Source organism: Sphaerochaeta sp. UBA5849 (genome assembly GCA_002432715.1).
In the GTDB taxonomy this organism is placed as follows: Bacteria; Spirochaetota; Spirochaetia; order Sphaerochaetales; family Sphaerochaetaceae; genus Sphaerochaeta.
The window spans coordinates 1-18955 of sequence record DJGJ01000001.1 but is presented as its reverse complement, the minus strand read 5'-3'; the positions used below and the strand labels follow the sequence as shown (position 1 = coordinate 18955).

18 protein-coding genes are annotated in these 18955 nt (G+C 51.7%); 15 read left to right on the top strand and 3 right to left on the bottom strand.

The window, feature by feature from the left end; genetic code table 11:
* The 10 genes from B3K89_RS00090 to B3K89_RS00045 all read left to right on the top strand — a co-directional run.
* Positions 1–313: TolC family protein (locus B3K89_RS00090; RefSeq protein ID WP_345906890.1), on the top strand; the 313-nt coding region annotated here is incomplete at its 5' end.
* 2 nt (positions 314–315) lie between these two features.
* On the top strand, positions 316–1251 hold the full coding sequence (locus B3K89_RS00085; protein ID WP_293896615.1) for an efflux RND transporter periplasmic adaptor subunit: 936 nt from the start codon (positions 316–318) through the stop codon (positions 1249–1251).
* An 11-nt stretch (positions 1252–1262) separates the two neighbouring features.
* A complete protein-coding gene (locus tag B3K89_RS00080) occupies positions 1263–4418 on the top strand; it encodes an efflux RND transporter permease subunit (RefSeq protein WP_345906889.1) in 3156 nt (1051 codons plus the stop codon).
* A gap of 1 nt (position 4419) precedes the next feature.
* Positions 4420–4692 carry a PG0541 family transporter-associated protein gene (locus B3K89_RS00075; RefSeq protein WP_293896624.1) on the top strand — a complete coding sequence of 91 codons (273 nt, stop codon included), beginning with the start codon at positions 4420–4422 and terminating at the stop codon, positions 4690–4692.
* Between the two features lie 32 nt (positions 4693–4724).
* On the top strand, positions 4725–5057 hold the full coding sequence (locus B3K89_RS00070) for a serine hydrolase domain-containing protein (RefSeq protein WP_345906888.1): 333 nt from the start codon (positions 4725–4727) through the stop codon (positions 5055–5057).
* A 197-nt stretch (positions 5058–5254) separates the two neighbouring features.
* A complete protein-coding gene (locus B3K89_RS00065; RefSeq protein WP_345906887.1) occupies positions 5255–6139 on the top strand; it encodes a glycoside hydrolase family 43 protein in 885 nt (294 codons plus the stop codon).
* Positions 6130–8175 carry a hypothetical protein gene (locus tag B3K89_RS00060; RefSeq protein ID WP_293896633.1) on the top strand — a complete coding sequence of 682 codons (2046 nt, stop codon included), beginning with the start codon at positions 6130–6132 and terminating at the stop codon, positions 8173–8175. Before B3K89_RS00065 ends, B3K89_RS00060 begins: the two co-directional genes overlap by 10 nt.
* Before the next feature lie 54 nt (positions 8176–8229).
* Entirely contained in the window at positions 8230–8889 is a 660-nt protein-coding gene (locus B3K89_RS00055) for a YczE/YyaS/YitT family protein (protein ID WP_293896636.1), read from the top strand.
* Positions 8890–8999: 110 nt separating this feature from the next.
* The gene (locus B3K89_RS00050) at positions 9000–9677 is read left to right on the top strand and encodes a SatD family protein (RefSeq protein ID WP_293896639.1); all 678 of its coding nucleotides are present in this window, start codon (positions 9000–9002) and stop codon (positions 9675–9677) included.
* Positions 9674–10345 (top strand): DUF3307 domain-containing protein, encoded by a 672-nt coding sequence (locus B3K89_RS00045; protein ID WP_293896642.1) that lies wholly within the window; start codon positions 9674–9676, stop codon positions 10343–10345. The genes B3K89_RS00050 and B3K89_RS00045 overlap by 4 nt, the downstream gene beginning before the upstream one ends.
* Before the next feature lie 60 nt (positions 10346–10405).
* Here B3K89_RS00045 and B3K89_RS00040 read toward each other — a convergent pair whose 3' ends face one another.
* Positions 10406–11863 carry an aspartate aminotransferase family protein gene (locus tag B3K89_RS00040; RefSeq protein WP_345906886.1) on the bottom strand — a complete coding sequence of 486 codons (1458 nt, stop codon included), beginning with the start codon at positions 11861–11863 and terminating at the stop codon, positions 10406–10408.
* Positions 11844–13199, bottom strand: a complete 1356-nt coding sequence (locus B3K89_RS00035; protein ID WP_293896648.1) for a diaminobutyrate--2-oxoglutarate transaminase family protein — start codon at positions 13197–13199, stop codon at positions 11844–11846. Before B3K89_RS00035 ends, B3K89_RS00040 begins: the two co-directional genes overlap by 20 nt.
* Before the next feature lie 323 nt (positions 13200–13522).
* Between B3K89_RS00035 and B3K89_RS00030 the strand changes: the two genes are divergently transcribed.
* Genes B3K89_RS00030 through B3K89_RS00015 form a run of 4 tightly spaced genes read left to right on the top strand, consistent with a single transcriptional unit; the run spans position 13523 to position 15716 of the window.
* Positions 13523–14410 (top strand): ATP-binding cassette domain-containing protein, encoded by an 888-nt coding sequence (locus B3K89_RS00030; RefSeq protein WP_293896651.1) that lies wholly within the window; start codon positions 13523–13525, stop codon positions 14408–14410.
* Positions 14407–15198, top strand: coding sequence for a hypothetical protein (locus B3K89_RS00025; RefSeq protein ID WP_293896654.1), 792 nt, complete (start codon positions 14407–14409; stop codon positions 15196–15198). The genes B3K89_RS00030 and B3K89_RS00025 overlap by 4 nt, the downstream gene beginning before the upstream one ends.
* The gene (locus B3K89_RS00020; protein ID WP_293896657.1) at positions 15188–15565 is read left to right on the top strand and encodes a GntR family transcriptional regulator; all 378 of its coding nucleotides are present in this window, start codon (positions 15188–15190) and stop codon (positions 15563–15565) included. The genes B3K89_RS00025 and B3K89_RS00020 overlap by 11 nt, the downstream gene beginning before the upstream one ends.
* Positions 15549–15716 (top strand): hypothetical protein, encoded by a 168-nt coding sequence (locus B3K89_RS00015; protein WP_293896660.1) that lies wholly within the window; start codon positions 15549–15551, stop codon positions 15714–15716. The genes B3K89_RS00020 and B3K89_RS00015 overlap by 17 nt, the downstream gene beginning before the upstream one ends.
* 53 nt (positions 15717–15769) lie before the next feature.
* On the opposite strand, the gene B3K89_RS00010 is transcribed toward B3K89_RS00015, so the two are convergent.
* On the bottom strand, positions 15770–16768 hold the full coding sequence (locus B3K89_RS00010) for a lactonase family protein (RefSeq protein WP_345906885.1): 999 nt from the start codon (positions 16766–16768) through the stop codon (positions 15770–15772).
* A gap of 122 nt (positions 16769–16890) precedes the next feature.
* Here B3K89_RS00010 and B3K89_RS00005 point away from each other — a divergent pair, with 122 nt between their 5' ends.
* Entirely contained in the window at positions 16891–18831 is a 1941-nt protein-coding gene (locus tag B3K89_RS00005; protein WP_345906884.1) for an ATP-dependent helicase, read from the top strand.
* Positions 18832–18955 lie beyond the last annotated feature (124 nt).

The window sequence follows — 18955 nt, the reverse complement described above, 5'->3', positions numbered from 1 at the left end:
CCTCCAGCGTCAACAGGCGGTTAAGCAGCTGGAGGTGAGTGTAGTAGGTCAGGTACAGAACCTGAACATGCTGGCATCCCAGGCAGAGCTTGCAAATCAGAGTTTGGAGCTCACCGAGAAAGTTTACATGATGAACCTTATTCAGTATGAGAGCGGCTATATCACAAGAGTGGCGCTGGAGGAAGCCCAGAACAACTTGCTCGGGGCCCGGCAACAAGTTCTTGCTCTCCAGTTCCAATATATTTCATCCCTGATCGACCTTATTTATGATTTGAATATCCAACACGAGTATCGCACCAAGGAGTTGATGTAAGTATGAAGCAAAAGTATTCTAAAAAACATATTGTAGGACTTATCGTCCTGATAGTCCTCATTATCCTTGCCACCGTCTTGGTGGTCGTCAATCCCTTCAAGTACATGAAGTCGCTTCAGCCAGTTCCCACGGTGGCGGCCGATGAAGGTCCGGTAGCGGTGAGCGTTCGGGTGATGAAATTGGAACCTGTTGATCTGCAGAATACCATTGTCGGAAACGGCAATGTAGTCGACCCATCCTCCATCGACGTCTACAGCGAAGTGGCTGGTACGCTCACCTCGCTTGCCGTGAAGCTTGGACAGACGGTAGAGAAGGACCAAGTCATCGCAACCGTCGACCCCTCCCGTGCAGGAGTCACATACAAGGAGAGTGTGATCAAAGCCCCGGCTTCCGGGACAGTTTTGATGCTGCCCTTCGTACAAGGCTCTGTAGTTTCCATGCAGGCTCCCATTGCCCGCATCGGTTTGCTCAAGGACCTGGAAGTGGTGATGGATATCGCAGAAAGGCATATTGGAACCGTTGGGGTCGGGACAAAAGCACAGATGACCTTCAAAGCCTTCCCCGGCGAAGTCTTTGAAGCGGAAGTAATCAGACTCAGTCCTGTTCTCAACCCAGCCACCAGGACCTTGGAGATTACGCTGAAGGTGCAGGATCCCGATCGCAAAGTGAAAAGCGGCATGTTCCCCTCGGTAGTCCTCAATACTGAACGCCTGGAGCAGGTTATAGCCATTCCTCGTTCAGCCCTGCTGTATTCAGGCAGCCAGGCCTATGTATTCACTGTTGGTTCCGACGGCCTCGCAAAGAAGAACCTGGTTGAGGTGGGATTGCAGGTCGGTGACCAGGTGCAAATCACTGCAGGCCTCACCATCGGTGAAAACTTGATTGTACAAGGGCAGAGTCTGATGACCGAGGGTACGCTGGTGCGTATCCTTCAGTAAGGAATGCAAGCATGAGTCTAACCAATACCGTAGTACGCCGTCCCACCACCATCATCATCATCTACATCCTGTTGACGGTGCTAGCCTTGGTGATCTATCCCAACCTGTCGGTCGAACTCTTTCCTGAGATGGATCTTCCGATGGTTGTCGTCTACTCCTCCTATCGCGGGGCAAGTCCCGAAACCATGGAAAGCAGGGTCACCAAGCTCATCGAGAGTGCCGTCGCCAATGTGGGAGGGATCAAGCGAATCAGTTCAACTTCATCGGAAGGTATTTCGATGGTTATGTTGGAGTTTGCCTATGGCACCGACTTGGACAAGGCAAGCCAATCGATAAACGACAACCTCAGTCTCTATACCGATGTCTTTCCCGAGGATGCCTCCAAACCCACCATTTTCAAGCTGAACACCAACATGGTGCCGATTATGAACATCGCGCTCAAGGGTTCCAACGGTCATGATGCCAATGAGCTGCGCTCCGTGCTGGAGGATGTGGTCCAAAATCGTATCGAGCGAGTGGCAGGCGTCTCCTCAACTGCCATCAATGGCGGACAGGACTCATACGTCCAAGTCGCCATCGACCAAAACCGTTTGGAAGCCTACGGACTCACCCTCTCTCAGGTTGCTTACACCCTCAACCCACAGAATTTCCAGATCGGGGCGGGGACGTTGATCGAAGGGGACCTTTCCTACTTGCTTCGCACCGATGCACAATTCTCCTCCATCGAACAGATAGAGGATGCCATGGTGGCCGCCTATCCCAAGTATGATGCAAAAGGCAATGTCATCGGTTCCAATGTCGTTCGCCTCAAGGACATTGCCACTGTCTCGTTCTCCTACCGCGATGCAACCAGCAAGGTGTACATCAACGGAGAGAGCGGGGTATACCTGTCGGTCAATAAAGAGTCCGACGCCAACAGCGTGCAAGTGGCAAAGCACGTGAAGGAAGTCATTGAGGACTTGAACAAGGAACTGCCCAAGGGAATGAGCCTTGAAGTCATCGTTGACACCACCGAGATGGTCGAGTCGACGATCAACACCGTCTATGAAAGCCTGCTCTACGGCGTAGTCTTGGTTATGGTGGTCCTCTTCATCTTCCTCAGGAGCATCAGGTCCACCTTTATCATCGGTATCTCGATACCGGTTTCCATGCTCCTCACCGTCCTGGTCATGTTCTTCATGGGCTACTCGTTGAACCTGATGACGCTCACCGGCCTGATCTTGGGGCTAGGCATGACGGTGGATAGTTCCATCGTTATTCTGGAGAACATTTTCCGCTATCGTGAACGCGGAGCAAAACTGCATGCCGCCGCCATCCTAGGCACCAAGGAGATGATCGTCTCCATTACCGCATCGGTGCTTACCACCGTCTGTGTCTTTGTGCCGATGGTGCTCCTTCGCAGCAACCTGGAGATGCTCGGGGAGATCATCACCCCGATGGCGGCTACGATCATCATCAGCCTTTTGGCCTCGCTGGTGGTGTCGGTGACCTTGGTTCCCGTTCTCACCAGCTCCTATGTGAGACTTTATACCCGCAAGCAAAAGCCTTTGAAGATTCGCCTGCTCAGGTTCATTGATGATAAGGCCGAGGCTGCTTTTGACGCGCTCGACCGGGCTTATAAACGCACTCTCGCCTTGTTGATTGACTACAAATGGCTTACGCTCATCCTGGTAGTCATGATTTTGGTCCTTACGTTCCAAGCGTTTCAGGCGATGCCTCAGTCTCTCTATCCAACCATGAGCGAGACTTCAGTCACCCTCAGCGTCACCCTTCCAGAGGGGACAACCCTTGCGACAACGGAGAGCATCTTGATGGATCTCTATGCTAAAGCCGAGCAAGACATCAAGGGATACAAGGACATCACGGTCACCGCCGGCGGCGGAGGAATGTTCGGCAACGGAGGAACGAACTCAGGATCACTGCAGATATCCCTGCTCGATGAGGAAGGTGCCGATACCATGCAAATCGTGCAGGATAAGTTGAGGCGTTACTTCAATCTCTATCCAGCAGCCAGTTTCTCGTTCAGCCAGATGTCCATGGGTCTTGGCAACCTGAATCCGGTCGATGTTGCGGTCAAGAGTGACAACCTTGATCTCGCCGTGGAAACTGCAGAAAAGATTCGCGACCTGATTGATGAGAATCTCAAGGGTATTACCGAAATCAGAACCGACTTCAACAAGGGCTTGCCCGAGTTGAAAATCACCATCGACCGTGAACGGGCATACGCCTACAACCTGACCATGCAAGCCATCGCTACAGAGATCAGCAACAGCGTGAACGGTATTACTGCAACCCAGCTCAAGAAGAACGGCAGCGACACCGATGTGGTCGTCATGCTTGATAAGGCAGACCGTTCCAGCGAGCTCGATCTCAATCGAATCTTCATCCGTAATTCGCTCGGAGAGAAGATAAGTCTGGATAACCTGGCTACCATTGAACGCTCCACAGGTCCGGTATCGATTAGTCGTGAGAACGAGATGAGAACGGTTCATGTGGTCGGCGGTCTTGCCCCCAATTATGCGGTAAGTCAGGCTGAATCGGATATCAAAGCCCTTTTGGAAAAAGAATTGGTGCTGTCTGACGAGGTTTTCATCGAGTACGGCGGTGACTTTGCCGACATGACGGCCATGTTCAGTCAAGTCGGCCTGATTCTCGTACTCGCCATAATCCTGGTCTTTGGTGTCATGGCAAGTCTCTTCGAGTCGTTCAAGAATCCCTTCATCGTTCTGCTTTCCATGCCGCTGATGATGGTGGGCGCGGTCGGTATCTATCTGATCACCGGTGAGACGTTCAGTCTCATCAGCGCCATTGGTATCGTCATTTTGTCCGGTATAGTCGTCAACAATGGTATTGTCTTGATTCAATACATCAACCTGCTCCGAAAGCGAGGACTTCCCGTCCGAAGCGCTTGTATTGAAGCTGGTGGAAACCGGCTCAAGCCGATACTCATGACCAGTTTGACCACCATTTTCGGTATGATTCCGCTTGCATTCTTCGGTGGCCAGGGAGCTGAACAGATCCAGCCGATCGGTCAGACCCTCATCGGAGGCATGACGGTCAGCACGCTGATGACCATCTACTTCACTCCGGTCCTCTATGCCCTCTTCAACAAGGATAAGCAGAAGAAGGATATCGAACGAATTGAGAATTACCTGGAGGAGGTGTGAGATGAGAAGGGTGGAAATAATCGCAGCCCAAGCTATTCTTGACGATGTGTTGGAAGCCCTCGAGCACTATGAGGTACCCATGCACTATACCATCATCCCCACCGCCCATGGGAAAGGCAACACCATTCCCAAGCTCGGAGACGATGTCTGGCCTGAAGAAAATTTCATTCTCATCATGTATTGTCAGGATGAGACGTTATCCGGTATTGAACAAGCCCTCCAGTTGGTGAAGAAGAAGTACGACCACGAAGGAATCGGGTACTTTGTAATCTAGGAGGGAATGAGGTTTTCAAAGCCATCATTCCCATGACCGACCTGTCGGGGATCGTTATGATCACCGACGGGCAGTCAGTGCTGTATCAGCAGGGTTTTGGGTTTGCAGACCGTAAAACCCGACAGCCGATCAATGAGCACACACTCTTCCTGCTTGCCTCGCTGACCAAGCCGTTCACCGCCTTGGCCCTTCCCTTGGCGGCCCAAATCCTTCCAAGCACTTCCGTCGATCCCAAGATTGACGGAGTCTTTGGAAATGAGGAGTATGCCGTCGTGCAGGAACTGCAGGGACCTCATATCGTCATCGGCTTCGATGCCCTGTCCAGCCAGACAATCAGCAGGAGAGCGGTACTCCCACGACGCTAAAGTTTTTATGCAGGAGATCGTGAACCCAGAACGATTCTTGCCTGCGGCACCAAAGATGACTTGAGTAGCAAACATACGGTGTACGCTTCCCACACCATTGCATTCGAGAAGTAGGTTTCTTCTGTGAACGGGCACGCAATCGCCCTTTGCAGGTATAGCAAGGTAAGGTATACTTGCTTGGAAAAGGAGTACTTGCAATGCACCTACAAGAGATTCAAATGCGTGACCCGTTCATTCTCGCCGACTGGAAGTCGAACTATTATTATCTGTATGGAACGACCGACAAGGACCCCTGGAAAGCGAAGGGTGTAGGCTTTGAGACCTATCGAAGTACGGATCTGGTGCATTGGGAAGGACCTTTTGTAATTTTCACCCCGCCGGCCGGGTTTTGGGGAACCAACAATTTCTGGGCTCCGGAAGTGCACCTCTATCAGGACAAGTACTATCTGTTTGCCTCCTTCAAGTCGGATGTGCGGCGTCGGGGAACACAGATTCTTGTCTCCTCATCTCCTCTCGGGCCGTTTGTTCCCCTAGGCGACAGACCTGCCACCCCTGCCGATTGGGAGTGTCTGGATGGCACCTTCTTTTTGGATGAACAAGCTCAGCCTTGGATGGTGTTCTGCCACGAGTGGGTGCAAGCCAATGATGGAGAAATCGTAGGCCAACGCCTCTCTTCCGATTTGAGCCAGACCATCGATGAGCCGGCTCTGTTGTTTAGGGCTTCTGAAGCTGTCTGGCCCAAGTTGTTGTGCCGCCGGGATGGAACAGGCATCGTCGATGCCAGGGTCACCGACGGGCCGTTTCTGCACCGCACCAAGGACGGCACGCTGCTGATGCTCTGGTCAACCGTTTCAGAGGCCGGCTATGCCATGGGCTATGCCAGAAGTACTTCGGGCTCACTGCTTGGTCCCTGGGTACAGCAAGAAAAACCTCTCATCCAGTGTGACGGCGGCCATGGAATGATATTCCGTTCCTTTGAAGGAGTCTTGTATCTGACCTACCACAGTCCCAATAAAACACCCAATGAAAGGCCGTTCTTTGTGGCCTTGGAAGAGAAACAGGGGGCACTGGTATGCCGCTAGCACGAAGATTTCTCGTGCAGGAGCACAATCCACACATTCACTCGTACGATCCAGATGGATTCTTAAGTGTAGGGAACGGAAATTTCACCTATACCGTCGATTGCACAGGTCTGCAGTCCTATCTGCATAATCGAATAGGCAAGACCCCTTTGTGCACGATGAGCTCGTGGGGCATGCACAGCTACAGGGGAAAGGAAACGCCCCGCTACGATCTGCTCAAGCTCAAGCAGTATGACTGTAATGGCAGGAAGGTCGGCTACATGACCGATCCCGCCGGCCAGGAGCAGTTGTTCAACGACCTCAGGATCAATCCCCACCGATTCAACCTTGCCCGCATCGGCTTGAAGGCAAAGGACACCGAAGAGGAGGTTTTCATCTCCTCGCTTGCACACATCGACCAAAACCTCGATCTCTATAGCGGCCTGATCACCAGCACCTTTGTCTACCAAGGCGAACGGGTATGCGTGCAGACGGTGTGCCATCCCCACCAGGACCAGATTTCAATCAGTGTAGAATCTCTTTTGATTGCAAACGGCCTGCTTTCGGTAGTGGTTCACTTTCCCTACGCTTCCCATACCATCAGCGGCTCGGACTACACAAGAGACGACGATCACACAAGCATCCTGGCAACAGGGGAGAACAATCAGTACGTCATCAAACGCAGCATGGACAGCAGCCGGTATGAGGTTCACATCGGCACGTGCATGCAATGCTGTGTGCAGCAGACCAGCCAGCATGCCTTTGAGATTACTAGCTCCAACCTTGTCCTGCAAGCCAGCTTTCTGTTCAAGCAGGAAGCAGGCAATTGCACAGTCAGCTCCTTCGCCCAGGCCAAGGCTCTATCGGCAAACCATTGGGCTCGGTTTTGGACTGAGGGCGCGTTCATCGATTTTTCACTCTCTTCTGATGAGCGAAGCAAGGAGTTGCAGCGAAGGATGTTGCTGAGCAGGTACTTGCTGGCCATCCAGTGCAGCGGCGAAACACCGCCGCCTGAGACCGGGCTTACCTGCAACAGCTGGTATGGGAAATTTCATCTGGAAATGCACCTGTTGCATGCTTCCCACTTTGCACTCTTCAATCAGGCTGAGCTTCTCGAGCGTTCACTGCATTGGTATGCCGGCATCCTCGATGGTGCCTATGAGCGGGCAAGAGTGCAGGGCTATCGGGGTGCCCGTTGGCCGAAAATGACCGATCCCAGCGGCAATGACAGCCCATCGTCCATCGGGACGCTGCTCTGTTGGCAGCAGCCTCATCCGATTTTCTACGCTTCATTGTTGAGAAAGACCCACCCCGGGTCCGCCTTGCTCAAAGAGTGGACGGAGATCATTGAGGCTACCGCCGCCTTCATGGTCGACTACCTGCAATACGATGAAAAGCAAGGCCTCTATGTCCTCGGCCCCCCTCTCATCCCGGTGCAGGAGAACCACAGGCCTGAAGAAACGCTGAATCCCACCTTCGAGCTCTCCTATTGGCGATGGGCGTTGCAGGAGGCTGTAAGCCTGCTCAAGGAGGCAGACAGGAGTGTTGATGAACACTGGCTTCAAGTACTTGAAAAGCTCTCTCCTCTGCCCAACGATGCAGAAGTCTACCTGGCTCACCAGCATTGCCCGGATACCTATGGCGCCTTTGCCTACGACCATCCTTCGCTTCTCTTCAGCCTCGGCCTGCTCGATGGCAGGGATGTGGACAGGCGCATGATGAACAACTCCCTGGACCGGGTGCTCAAGGATTGGAAGCTCAATGAGCTCTGGGGCTGGGACTTCCCCCTCATGGCCATGACCGCCGCCCGTTTGGGCCGAAGCGCCGATGCAGTGGATTTGTTGTTGATGGACTCACCCAAGAACACCTATACGCCCAACGGCCACAACGCCCAACTGCCGAAAGCCGACCTTCCTTTGTACCTGCCGGGCAATGGCGCCCTGCTCTTGGCCCTGGCTTTGATGGCCGGCGGTTGGGAAGGTGAGACGGCCCATGCGCCGGGATTCCCAAAGGATGGCTGGGTGGTGAGAATCGAGAACCTCAAGCGATTCTGGTAATATGAGCTATCTTTTTTCCTTGGTATTCGGTATGGTAGCGCCAAGGCGGAGTGTATGAAGGCTGTAGTGATTCGATTGTTTCGCTTGTTCTTCGGGTTGTTTCTGTATGCCGTGGGCATTGTGCTCACCATGCAGGCCCATATCGGCTATGCCCCGTGGGAAGTATTCCATGCCGGCATTGCCAAGGTGATGGGAGTCCAGATCGGAACGGTAACCATTTTGGTGGGTTTGGTCATTGGTATCGCAGTCATGCTGTTCGGTGAACCGCTGGGTCTGGGAACGGTATGCAACATGGTGGTTATAGGCCTGTTTATGAACATCCTGCTTGCCAGTGGTCTGTTTGCTGAGCTGTCCAATCCTGTTCTGGGCGTTGTGCAGCTGATAGCAGGCTTGTTTGTCATCTCCCTGGCCTCCTATTTTTATATTTCCTCCGGCTTCGGGGCAGGGCCCCGGGACAGCCTGATGGTGCTGCTCTCACGCAAGACCAAGTTTTCGGTCGGCACCTGCCGGGGAGCCATGGAAGTGGGCGTCACCGCCGTAGGCTTTCTTCTGGGAGGTTTCCTGGGTTGGGGAACGCTGCTCAGTGCTGTACTTATCGGCTTTTGCATCCAGATTACCTTCAAGGTGCTTCACTTTGATCCAAAGAAGGTCGCACATGAGGATTTTGTTTCCAGTTATCGAAAACTCCGGGCATATGTGCATAAATACGTCTAATATCAACAAAATAGTATAGAAAAATAAAAAATCAATTAAAATATATTGATAATGAATAAAACAACATAAAAATATTTATTTTATACTAAAACCTATGGTATACTACCGATATGCAATACTACGCGTTGGTAGGAGATTTACGACAATCGAGGCAGTCGCCTGACCGGAAAGCTCTGCAGGAGCTGTTGCTTGATACCCTGAGGGAACTCAACGGCAGGTATGAGCAGCATATGGCCGCCTTTCTTATGGTTAATGCAGGGGATGCTTTTCAGGGCTTGTTTTTTTCATCAGCTCCCATCCTGGAAATTTGCGATTGCATCAGATATGCACTCTCCAGTAAAAGTGGAATACGCATGGGTCTCGGGTATGGTGCCATTGAAACGGCTATCGACAGGAAGCATAGTATTCTTGCCGATGGTCCGGCATTCTGGAATGCACGAAATGCTCTACAGCAGGTGAAAAAAGAGGACTACTATGGTACGCGCACCATGGCAATAAGCCTTGGTGGGAATCGACACGAATACCTCCAGACGCTGGTAACCCAGGTTCTGGTGCTTCAGGACCTGGTTGCCTCGAAGTGGAAAAATACTCAACTGGAACTTGCCAGGCACTACCTGACAAGTCACGGGTATCAGAGAGTCTCTCAAGCCCAGGTGGCTAAAGAGATGAACCTAAGCGCCCAGCAAGTGAACAACACAGTACAAGCCATGGGATGGTTTGCATTTCTGGATACACGCAAGGAGACGGAACTGGTCATGCAGCGAATCCTGGGAGGTATTGAATCATGAGTACAGCACTACTGGCCATGCTCGGCATGCATGTTTTAGGTGATTACTATCTGCAAACAGACAGGCTTGCCGAGGCAAGACAGCATCAATTCTCGGCAGTTGTGCTGCATTCACTGCTGTATTCTCTTGCTTTCCTTCCCTTGCTGCTTGCATCTCATCCTTCTGCCTTTGTGGTGCTTGCCGTCTCACATGCCTTGCTCGATGCTTTGAAATTCCTGCTGCAGAAAGGTACAAACAAAACGGCAATACTTTTCATGCTTGACCAACTCTGCCACATCCTCCTGCTCGTTGTCGTTTCGATTCTGTACCACGTAACGTTCTTCCTGCCTCCGAGCTGGGTTTCCGTTCTACGAATCAGCGTCCTTCTGCTTTGTGCGGCTAAACCCGTCTCAGTCATGTTCACCGAGCTGTTCGGGCGATTTCGGCCGATGCCCGGGGAAGGCACAGAGGGGGCTGGGAAGGTGATCGGTTACTTGGAAAGGCTTATTCTTGTCATCCTGATGGTAGTCGGAGAATATGGTGTCATTGGTTGGATTATTGCAGCAAAAACATTCGCACGAAGCAGGCAGCTTGCCGACTCCCAAGCATTCTGCGAGTACTTTCTTGTAGGAACACTGCTAAGCATCCTCTCTTCTATTTCGCTCTATCTTGTTCTGTATCGTTGGTAATTCTCGAAAAAAAGAGTCGAAGAACCTCATTCCTCGACCCTTCGAGCACGGTTGCATGCTTTATTGGATGCTGCTACCCAGTTTCTCGAGGAAAGCGAGCAGCTCATCCAGATGCTGATGGGTCACCAAGGGGTTGAGCAGGGTGAACTTAAGGTATGTCCTGCCCTGATACACCGTCTGGCCGATGACCACCTGGTGATGATGCAACAGCTGTCTTCGTACCTGCTTGTTCTTCTCGCAGCTTCCCTTCAGGCGGAACACCACACTGGAAAGCTCGGGCTTGATGGCCAGCTCGAACCGGTCGTTGGAGAGTATGGCTTGCGCAAGGTAGGCTGCATTCTCGATGCAGGTGTCGATGATGGAGGCAAAACCGTCCTTTCCCCTGCACTGGAAAGCCATCCATACCTTCAAGGCATCGAAGCGGCGGGTTGTCTGCAGGCTTTTGCCGACCAGGTTGGTATAGCCCGCCTCCTCGTCCTCTTCACGATTCAGGTAGTCGGCATGCAGGGTGAACACCTCAAATCGGGAGCGATTCTTTATCAGCAGTGCTCCACAACTGATGGGCAGCAGAAACATCTTGTGGAAGTCGACGGTGATGGAATCACACAAGCCGAGATCGCCCAAACGCTGTTGATAGTGTTGGGAAAGCTGCAGCCCGCTGCCGTAGGCTGCGTCTGCATGCAGATGGAGGTTGTATGCATCACATACAACTCTCAGCTTCTCTACCGGATCGATCGAACCATAATCGGTCGTTCCGATGGTTGCCACGATGCAGAAGGGCAACAGGCCTTCAGAAACATCCTCTTCAAGCATCGTTTTTAGTTTTTGCACATCCATCCGGCACAGCTCATCCACCGGAACCTTGCGAACGGCATCGTAGCCGAGGCCCAGCAGGTGTGCACTCTTCTCCATGGAGAAGTGGGAGACTTCGGAAGTGTAGATCCTGAGCTTCTGATAGCAGGAGGGAAGGCCTAGTTTCTTGACGTCGTGTCCAAGGACGGTGTTGCAATACCAATCACGGGCCATCGTCAAGGCGCTGAGATTCGATTGGCTGCCCCCCGAAGTGAAGACGCCGTCGGCATCCTCTCCTAATTGATACAGCTTGCACAGTTCGTTTACTACCGCTACCTCCACTTCGGTCGCGATGGGACCTTGATCCCAGCTGTCCATCGACTGGTTGAAGGTGGACAGGATCAGTTCGCCGGCGATCGACTCAAGCAGTGCAGGACTGTGCAGGTGGGCCATGTAGTTGGTGGACCAGGTCCTGAGGGAGTTGGGAAGAATGGTTTTCTTCACCTCGTCAAGCACAGCATCCCAACCACTGCCGGTTTGCGGCAGAATCGTGGTGGTCTGCATGAGGTTTTGCAAATCCTCGACGCTGGCGCCCTGATAAGCGCCGGCATCGGTCACCGAGTCGGTGATTGCTTGCACCGTATCGTCGATGATGGTGCGATAGGCCTCTTTCGAGCGGGTGTCACTGCCGAAAAAATACGGAAGCTTATCGGTGGGAATTGACATCTGCATCCACCTTGCGGATTGCCTTCTCGGCGATATCGAGCATGAGCTTGACCTCATCCTTGGTAACGTTGAGAGCGCACAGGCAGCGCATGACCGAACCGTACCTTCCCCCTTTTTCCATGATCAGGTGGTTGTTGAAGCACTCTTTCTGCACCTTGGCTGCAATGACGCCGCTTTGGGGGAGAGAGCCGAGCTGGTCTTTCTGCCCGAGGGGATCGACGAATTCGATGCCGAGCATCAAGCCTTTGCTGCGGACGTCCCCGATGATGGAGACTTCCTGCATCAACTTTGTCATGTGGTCCTCGATCATTTTTCCTTTCTCAATCACTTCGGCCAAAAACTCGGGTTTGCTCACCCGCTTCATGACTACCGTACCGGCCGCCATGGCCAGCTGGTTGCCGCGGAAGGTTCCTGCATGGGCACCCGGCTGCCAGGCATCCAGATCCTTGTGATAGATGACTACGCTCATCGGCTGCGATCCCCCGATCGCCTTGGATGCAAGGATGATATCGGGTACGATATCGGCATACTCGAAGGCGAAGAACTTGCCCGAACGGCCGATTCCGCACTGGATTTCATCGACGATCATGGGGATGTCGAGTTCCTTGGTCACACGGCGAACCGTCTGCAGGAATTTAATGGGAGCGGGTACTACGCCGCCTTCTCCCTGGATGGTTTCCAGGATGACGGCTGCAGGCTTGGTAATACCGCTCTCGGGGTCCTTGAGCGTGCGCTCAAAGACTGCACAGGCTGCGTCGATTCCTGCTTCACCACCCAAACCAAATGGGCAGCGATAGGAGTAGGGGTAGGGGAAGAAATGTACATCGGGCATCAGGCCGTTGACCTGGCTCTTTGCATTGAGATTTCCGGTTAAGGCAAGGGCTCCATGTCCCATTCCATGGTAGCCGCCGCTGAAGGCGATGATTGAAGAGCGACCGGTTGCCGTCTTGCACAGCTTGATCGCCGCATCGACTGCGTCGGTTCCGCTGGGACTGCAGAACTGGATTTTCCCGTTGTTTTTAAGCTCTTCAGGAAGAAGATTGAAAAGGGTTTGAACAAAAGTATCTTTGATCGGGGTGGTGAGGTCCAGGGTGTGAAGGGGAAAGTTGTTGGTCAAAAGGTTGACCATCGCCTGGTTTACTTCATCGTCGTTGTGTCCAAGGGCAAGGGTGCCTGCACCACAGAGGAAATCGAGGTAAGTATTGCCCTCTACATCGATAAGGTATGAGCCTTTGGCTTCTTTGATTGCGATGGGGAATTTTCGGGGATACGTGCGTGCATTGGATTCGGTTTGATTCTGACGATCAAGATAGAATTGGTTGGTAGATTCGTTCATTACCCTTATTCCTTCTATACCATGGTGTTTTTTTGTCTGGATGTTACATCCAGCCCTTTCATATAAAGTGTTTCCCACCCTCTCTCAAGAGAGGTGAAGGATGTTCTTGTCTGCACATTGGAAGGCCAATGCGCAAGAAACGATACTACCAGCTTCTTATCAAATTTGCTAGTGATAGTTTGGCAATTGTCTAGAAATTTCGAAAAAGTTCCTATGCTGAAAAAAATGGGAAAAAATTGTGTGGTTTTCAAGGTAAAGGGCTGGACATGATTACAATATTGGTGTATTAGATAGCTATTACAGTAGCAGATTAGGAGGCATGCATGGCAAGCCAGGAAGTAGTAGTATCATCAGGGTATGGGATGGAAGGGGATGTCGTTGTTCGTATGACCGATATCTCATTCTCATACCAGAGCAAACCGTTGTTCTCCGGTTTGGATCTGGAGATTCACAGGGGAAATATTTACGGATTGTTGGGAAAGAACGGGGCGGGCAAGACCACCTTGCTCAAGTTGCTCAGCGGCCAACTGTTCGTACAGGGCGGGAAGGTTGAAGTGTTTGGACAGAACCCCCAAAAGAGGGCTCCCTCCCTGTTGCAGGAGATTTTTTATCTGCCTGAAGAGTTTCCGCTTCCGAAAATGAAAGCGAATGAGTATCTGGCGATGCTCAGTCCTTTCTATCCTCGTTTCGACCATACGATGTTTGGTGTGTATTGCAAGGATTTCGATGTTGATTTGAACCAGCGACTGGATCAGATGTCCTTGGGACAGAAGAAGAAGGTCCTGCTGTCCTTCGGTCTTGCGTCGAATACCGCCCTGCTTATGCTTGATGAACCTACCAATGGGCTGGATATTCCTTCGAAACGGCAGTTCAGGCAGACGGTCGCTTCAGCGATGACGGAGAACAGGACGTTCATTATTTCAACGCACCAGGTGCGTGATATGGAAAACCTGATCGACCCGATCATCATCCTGCATGACGGTTCGGTTATTTTCAACGACACGGTTGCCAGTGTTTCGGACAAATATGTCCTCAACCTTACCACCAGCGAACCCAGCAAGGAGAACACGCTGTATACGGAGAAAGTGCTTGGCGGCTGGATGGTGCTCAGTGAGCGAGGCGACGATTCTGAGGGTCAGCCTTTGGACTTGGAAACCCTGTTCAATGTGGTTATCCAGACCTCAAAGGGAACTATGGGAGGTGTACGATGAATAGATTGCTCGCATTGCTCAAGCGGGAATGGAAGATCGGTCAGAAGGACTACTCGACGTATGGTTTGGTGATAGTGTTGCTGCTCTTTGCTTTTGAGACCATGCAGAGTCTGGTGGCCCGGTATACCGGTTCTTCTTTTCCGATGGAAGTATATTCGGAAATGTTTCCCGGCTTTTTGCTTCTCGGCGGTTTCATCACCACCAGCATGCTTTTCAGTGAGGATATGTTCAGCAAGGACGCCCAGCATAATTGGTTGATGCTTCCTGCAACAAATCTGGAGAAGTTTTTGTCCAAGGCTTTGGTGTCTACTATTGGCTATCCGATTGCTTTGACTCTGCTGTTCTTCTTGACCAGTGTGGTGACCGAGCCGATTCAGCTTCTGATTTTCGGCAGTCCGATTGGTTTGTTCAACCCGTTCAGAGACAATGAGCTTTGGTCGCTGTTGGCTCAGTACTGGGTATGGAATTCGGTGTTCCTGTTGGGCGCGACATTCTTCCACAAGGGACATTTCATCAAGACGGTTCTGGCTGTCGGGGTAGTCTTTCTCGGCCTTGGTTCCCTGGCGCTTTTGTTCACCAGGATTGTGTTCGCCATCAAATTTGGTTCTTCAATGCAGATGTTTGATTCGTTCATGTACTTCGACTCCAGGTACCTGCAGAACTCCCTCACAGCTTTGAAGGTGTTCTCCGGTATAACCAATGTTTTATACTACGCAGTTTTGCCGCTATTCTGTTTGGTTACTGCGTACTTCAGGGTTGAGGAGGTCCAGGCAACAGATGCAGTTTAATACACTCTCTCCCATCTATCTGCAAATAGCCGAGTACATCCATGATCTTATCCTCAACAGGGTATGGGAGGATGGGCAGCGAATTCCCTCGGTACGCGATATGGCCATGGAGTTGGAGGTGAATCCCAACACCGTGATCAGGACGTATGCCATGCTGCAAGAGGAAGGCACGTTGGAGAACCAGAGGGGAATCGGATATTTCACCGCCAAGGACGCACGCTCTCTTGTGCTCAAGCAGCGTCGCGAGAAGTTCATCAAGCGGGAGCTGCCCCAGTTGTTCTCCACCATGGAGACGTTGGGCATCACCTTGGAGGATTTACAGCACTATGCACGCAATAAGGAGGTTGGCAATGAAATCCAAGCTTAAGCGAAGTAATAAAATGTTGATAGGAGCAGGCATATTCCTGGCAGTCTACCTTCTGATAAGTATACTGTTCGGTACGTCGGTATTGAGCAGGGCGATCAAGAGCGGTCCTTCCGATACAGTCACCCAGGTGACTGTATGGAGGAATTGGTAAGAAACAGACAAAATCACAGACTTTGTACAAGAGAGCCGAAACCGGCCCTCTTGCTATGTCATGAAGGTCAGGCACACCGGAGCCTGCAGTTCAAGCCGATGTACCGCAGAAGAGAGCATTCCCGTCTCTTGATCGATTGCATGCACGGTTATCGAGTTGCTGCTGGCATTGCCCGATAGAAGATAGGCCCCCGATGGGTCGATGCAAAAGTTCCTGGGCTCCTCTTCCACCTTGCAATGGCCGAGAAGGGTAAGAAGCCCCGATGCCGGCTCAACAGCATACATTGCAATGCTGTCGTGTCCTCGGTTGGAGCAGTACAAGAAGCGCCCGTCCACTGAGAGGTGGATGTCTGCTGCAGTGTTCTCATCTGTGAAATCAAGGGGTAGGGTGCTGATGGTTTGCACCACGCTAGGTTCAGGTCCTAGTTTGATGACCAGCACTTCACTTGAGAGTTCTGCAGCAACAAAGAGGGTGGTCTTGTCCGATGAAAGGGCCATATGGCGTGGTCCGGTTCCTGGTGGTACTTGGATGTATTGCTTGGCAGTGAAGGAGTCCTTATACCAGATTAGGCGGTCGAGTCCCAAGTCGGCAACCAGAAGTGAGGAGCCTTCAGCTGTCCAGAGACTGCTGTGAATGTGGCTTCCCTCCTGCCGTACTGGATGCTTGCCCTTTCCTGAAAAAGTCTCTCTGTAGTCGGGCTTTCCAAATCCAAGAAAGGTGAACACCCCGTCGGCGTAGTTTGCTATTGCAAGGCCGACCCCTGAAGGAGCAAGAGCCAGATGGCAGGGAGAGCCCCCAAGGCTGGGAACACACAAAATTTGCTCACATTTCAATGATGGTGAGACGTGAAAGCCGTACACATGACCGTCGGTTTCCGTCTCACTGACTGTATAGAGTATGTTCTTCTCATGATCAAAGCATTGGAAAGTGGGTTGCTCCACTCCGTCAATGCCTGTGAGGTACTGAATAACCCCTGTCTGTTCATCAAAGCAGCAGAAGGTTATTCCCTGTTTGTCCGATGAAACCCTGCTTCCTACTACCAGTGTGTGCATAGCCTATGGTAGTCGCCACAATAGCTAAAAGCAAATATATTCACAGAAGAAGTTCCCGACTCTAGTCAATGGATACAAGAGGTGATAGGCTGTAATGACTATACAGATGTTGAGGCGATGAAATGGAACTCAATCAACAACAACGTGATGCTGTAACGTATGCCGGACCCAACCGCAATATTTTGGTGAATGCCGGGGCGGGTAGTGGCAAGACGCGCACCATCATTGCACGAGCCGCGCACCAGATCATGCAAGGGACGCAGGCAGAGAGGATTCTCATCGTTACATTCACCAATCGTGCGGCTCAGGAGCTTCGTCACAGGCTTGCCCATGAGGTTGGTCCCTCAGGAGAAGCGGTGCAGATGGGCACGTTCCATGCATTTTGTCTGAAGGTCATGAGTCAGCTTCCCAAGAGTTTTGATATCAGCGGGTTGAATATCATCGATTCCGACGACCAGAACAACCTGATGAGCATTGTACGCAAATCCCTGATCAAACACCTCAAGGGTCCGAAGCAGGGTTTCCCCAGCTCCGACCACCTGCTTTCTCTCTACTCATACAGCCGCAACACACTTCAAAATACAGAAGACTATCTTCACGAACAAACTGACTTGGATGATCAGCAGATACAATTGTGCATGCAGATGTTCAGCCTGTACCAGCAGAGAAAAGAGGAGCGGGGCTACCTTGACTACGATGATCTGCTCATCAAGTTCGATGAGGCGCTGGCAAAGAAGCCCGCATTACGGCATGCAGTTTGTTCGTTGTTCGATGAGGTGCTGGTTGATGAGATGCAGGATACCAATCCAATCCAGTTCAACATCCTCAAGCACTTTTGTGCTGAGAAGGTGACGCTGTTCTGTGTCGGCGATCCGGCTCAGTCGATTTATCGGTTCCGGGGAGCCGAGTTCTCCCATATGTTGGAGTTTGAGAGCATGTTCGGCGACAGCATTGCCTTTACGCTTTCACTCAATTATCGCAGTTACCAGGAAATTTTGGATGTCTCCAACTGGCTCTTATCGTGTTCCTCATATCCTTACCATCACAAGCTTGAGGCGATCAGGGGCAGAAGCGGGAATTTGGTTCGGTTGGAGGACTTTGAGAGCCAAAGTGATGAATGCTCGTGGATCGCCGATCAGGTGGTGGGCTATCAGGAGCAGAAGATTCCTCTCTCCGACATCATGGTTTTATACCGTTCCAGCTATGAGGCCAAGACACTTGAGGCGGAACTGATCAGTCGCAAGATTCCCTATCGATTCATCGGCGGGTTGGTGCTGACCAAGTCAGCTCATGTACGGGATGTGTTTTCCCTGTTGCGTTTGGTGCGAAACAGCACCGACGACCTTGCATGGATGCGGTATCTGCAGTTGTTTCCCCGCATCGGGGAGGTTACTGCCGAGCGTATCGTCAGCAATCTGCAGGATGCAAATTCAATCGTTCAAGCTTTGGAGACTGCGGTAGGCGTGGGCCATCCCAGTGCCGAGGCACTCTCTGCGGCAATGAAAGCTGGATCCACTCCAGCAAAGTGCATCAAGGCGGTAATCCAGCAGTTGAGTCCCCTGTTGGCTGAGCGCTATGACCATTGGAAACAACGTAAACAGGATTTGGAGTTGCTGGAGAAAGTGGCTCGTACGTATACCACCCTTGGGCAATTCATTGATGATTTCACCCTTGATCCGATGCATGGCACCCAGTTGAGCAACAAGAGCAGCGACGATGCCCTCACCCTTATCACTGTCCATAGCGCCAAGGGTACCGAAGCGCCGATTTGTTTTATTGCTTCAGCAATTCCTTCACAGTATCCTCACTCCCGTTCCCTCGGCGATCTGGAGGCTGAGGAAGAAGAGCGCAGGGTGCTCTATGTTGCCTGTACCCGTGCAAAGAATGAGTTGATCATCACCCGCTACGCAAAAGCCAGGAATTCCATGTGGGTGGACTCTTCTCCCGCCATAGGAGAAGCATATTTTCTAGAATCAATCCCGCCTGACCTGGTACAGACAACGCTGCATGGGTATACAAGCAGGACAATCAGTTCTCTGAGTAGTTTGCAGGATATCTACTAGGAGCAAGAGAAAGCCGACTCCAAAAGAGGAATCGGCCAATCAAGGAAAAAACTCCTTACCCAATCAGAGAAAAAACTCCTTGACATTCACATCATCCCGCTACCCTCATGGCCGCGAAGCCTGC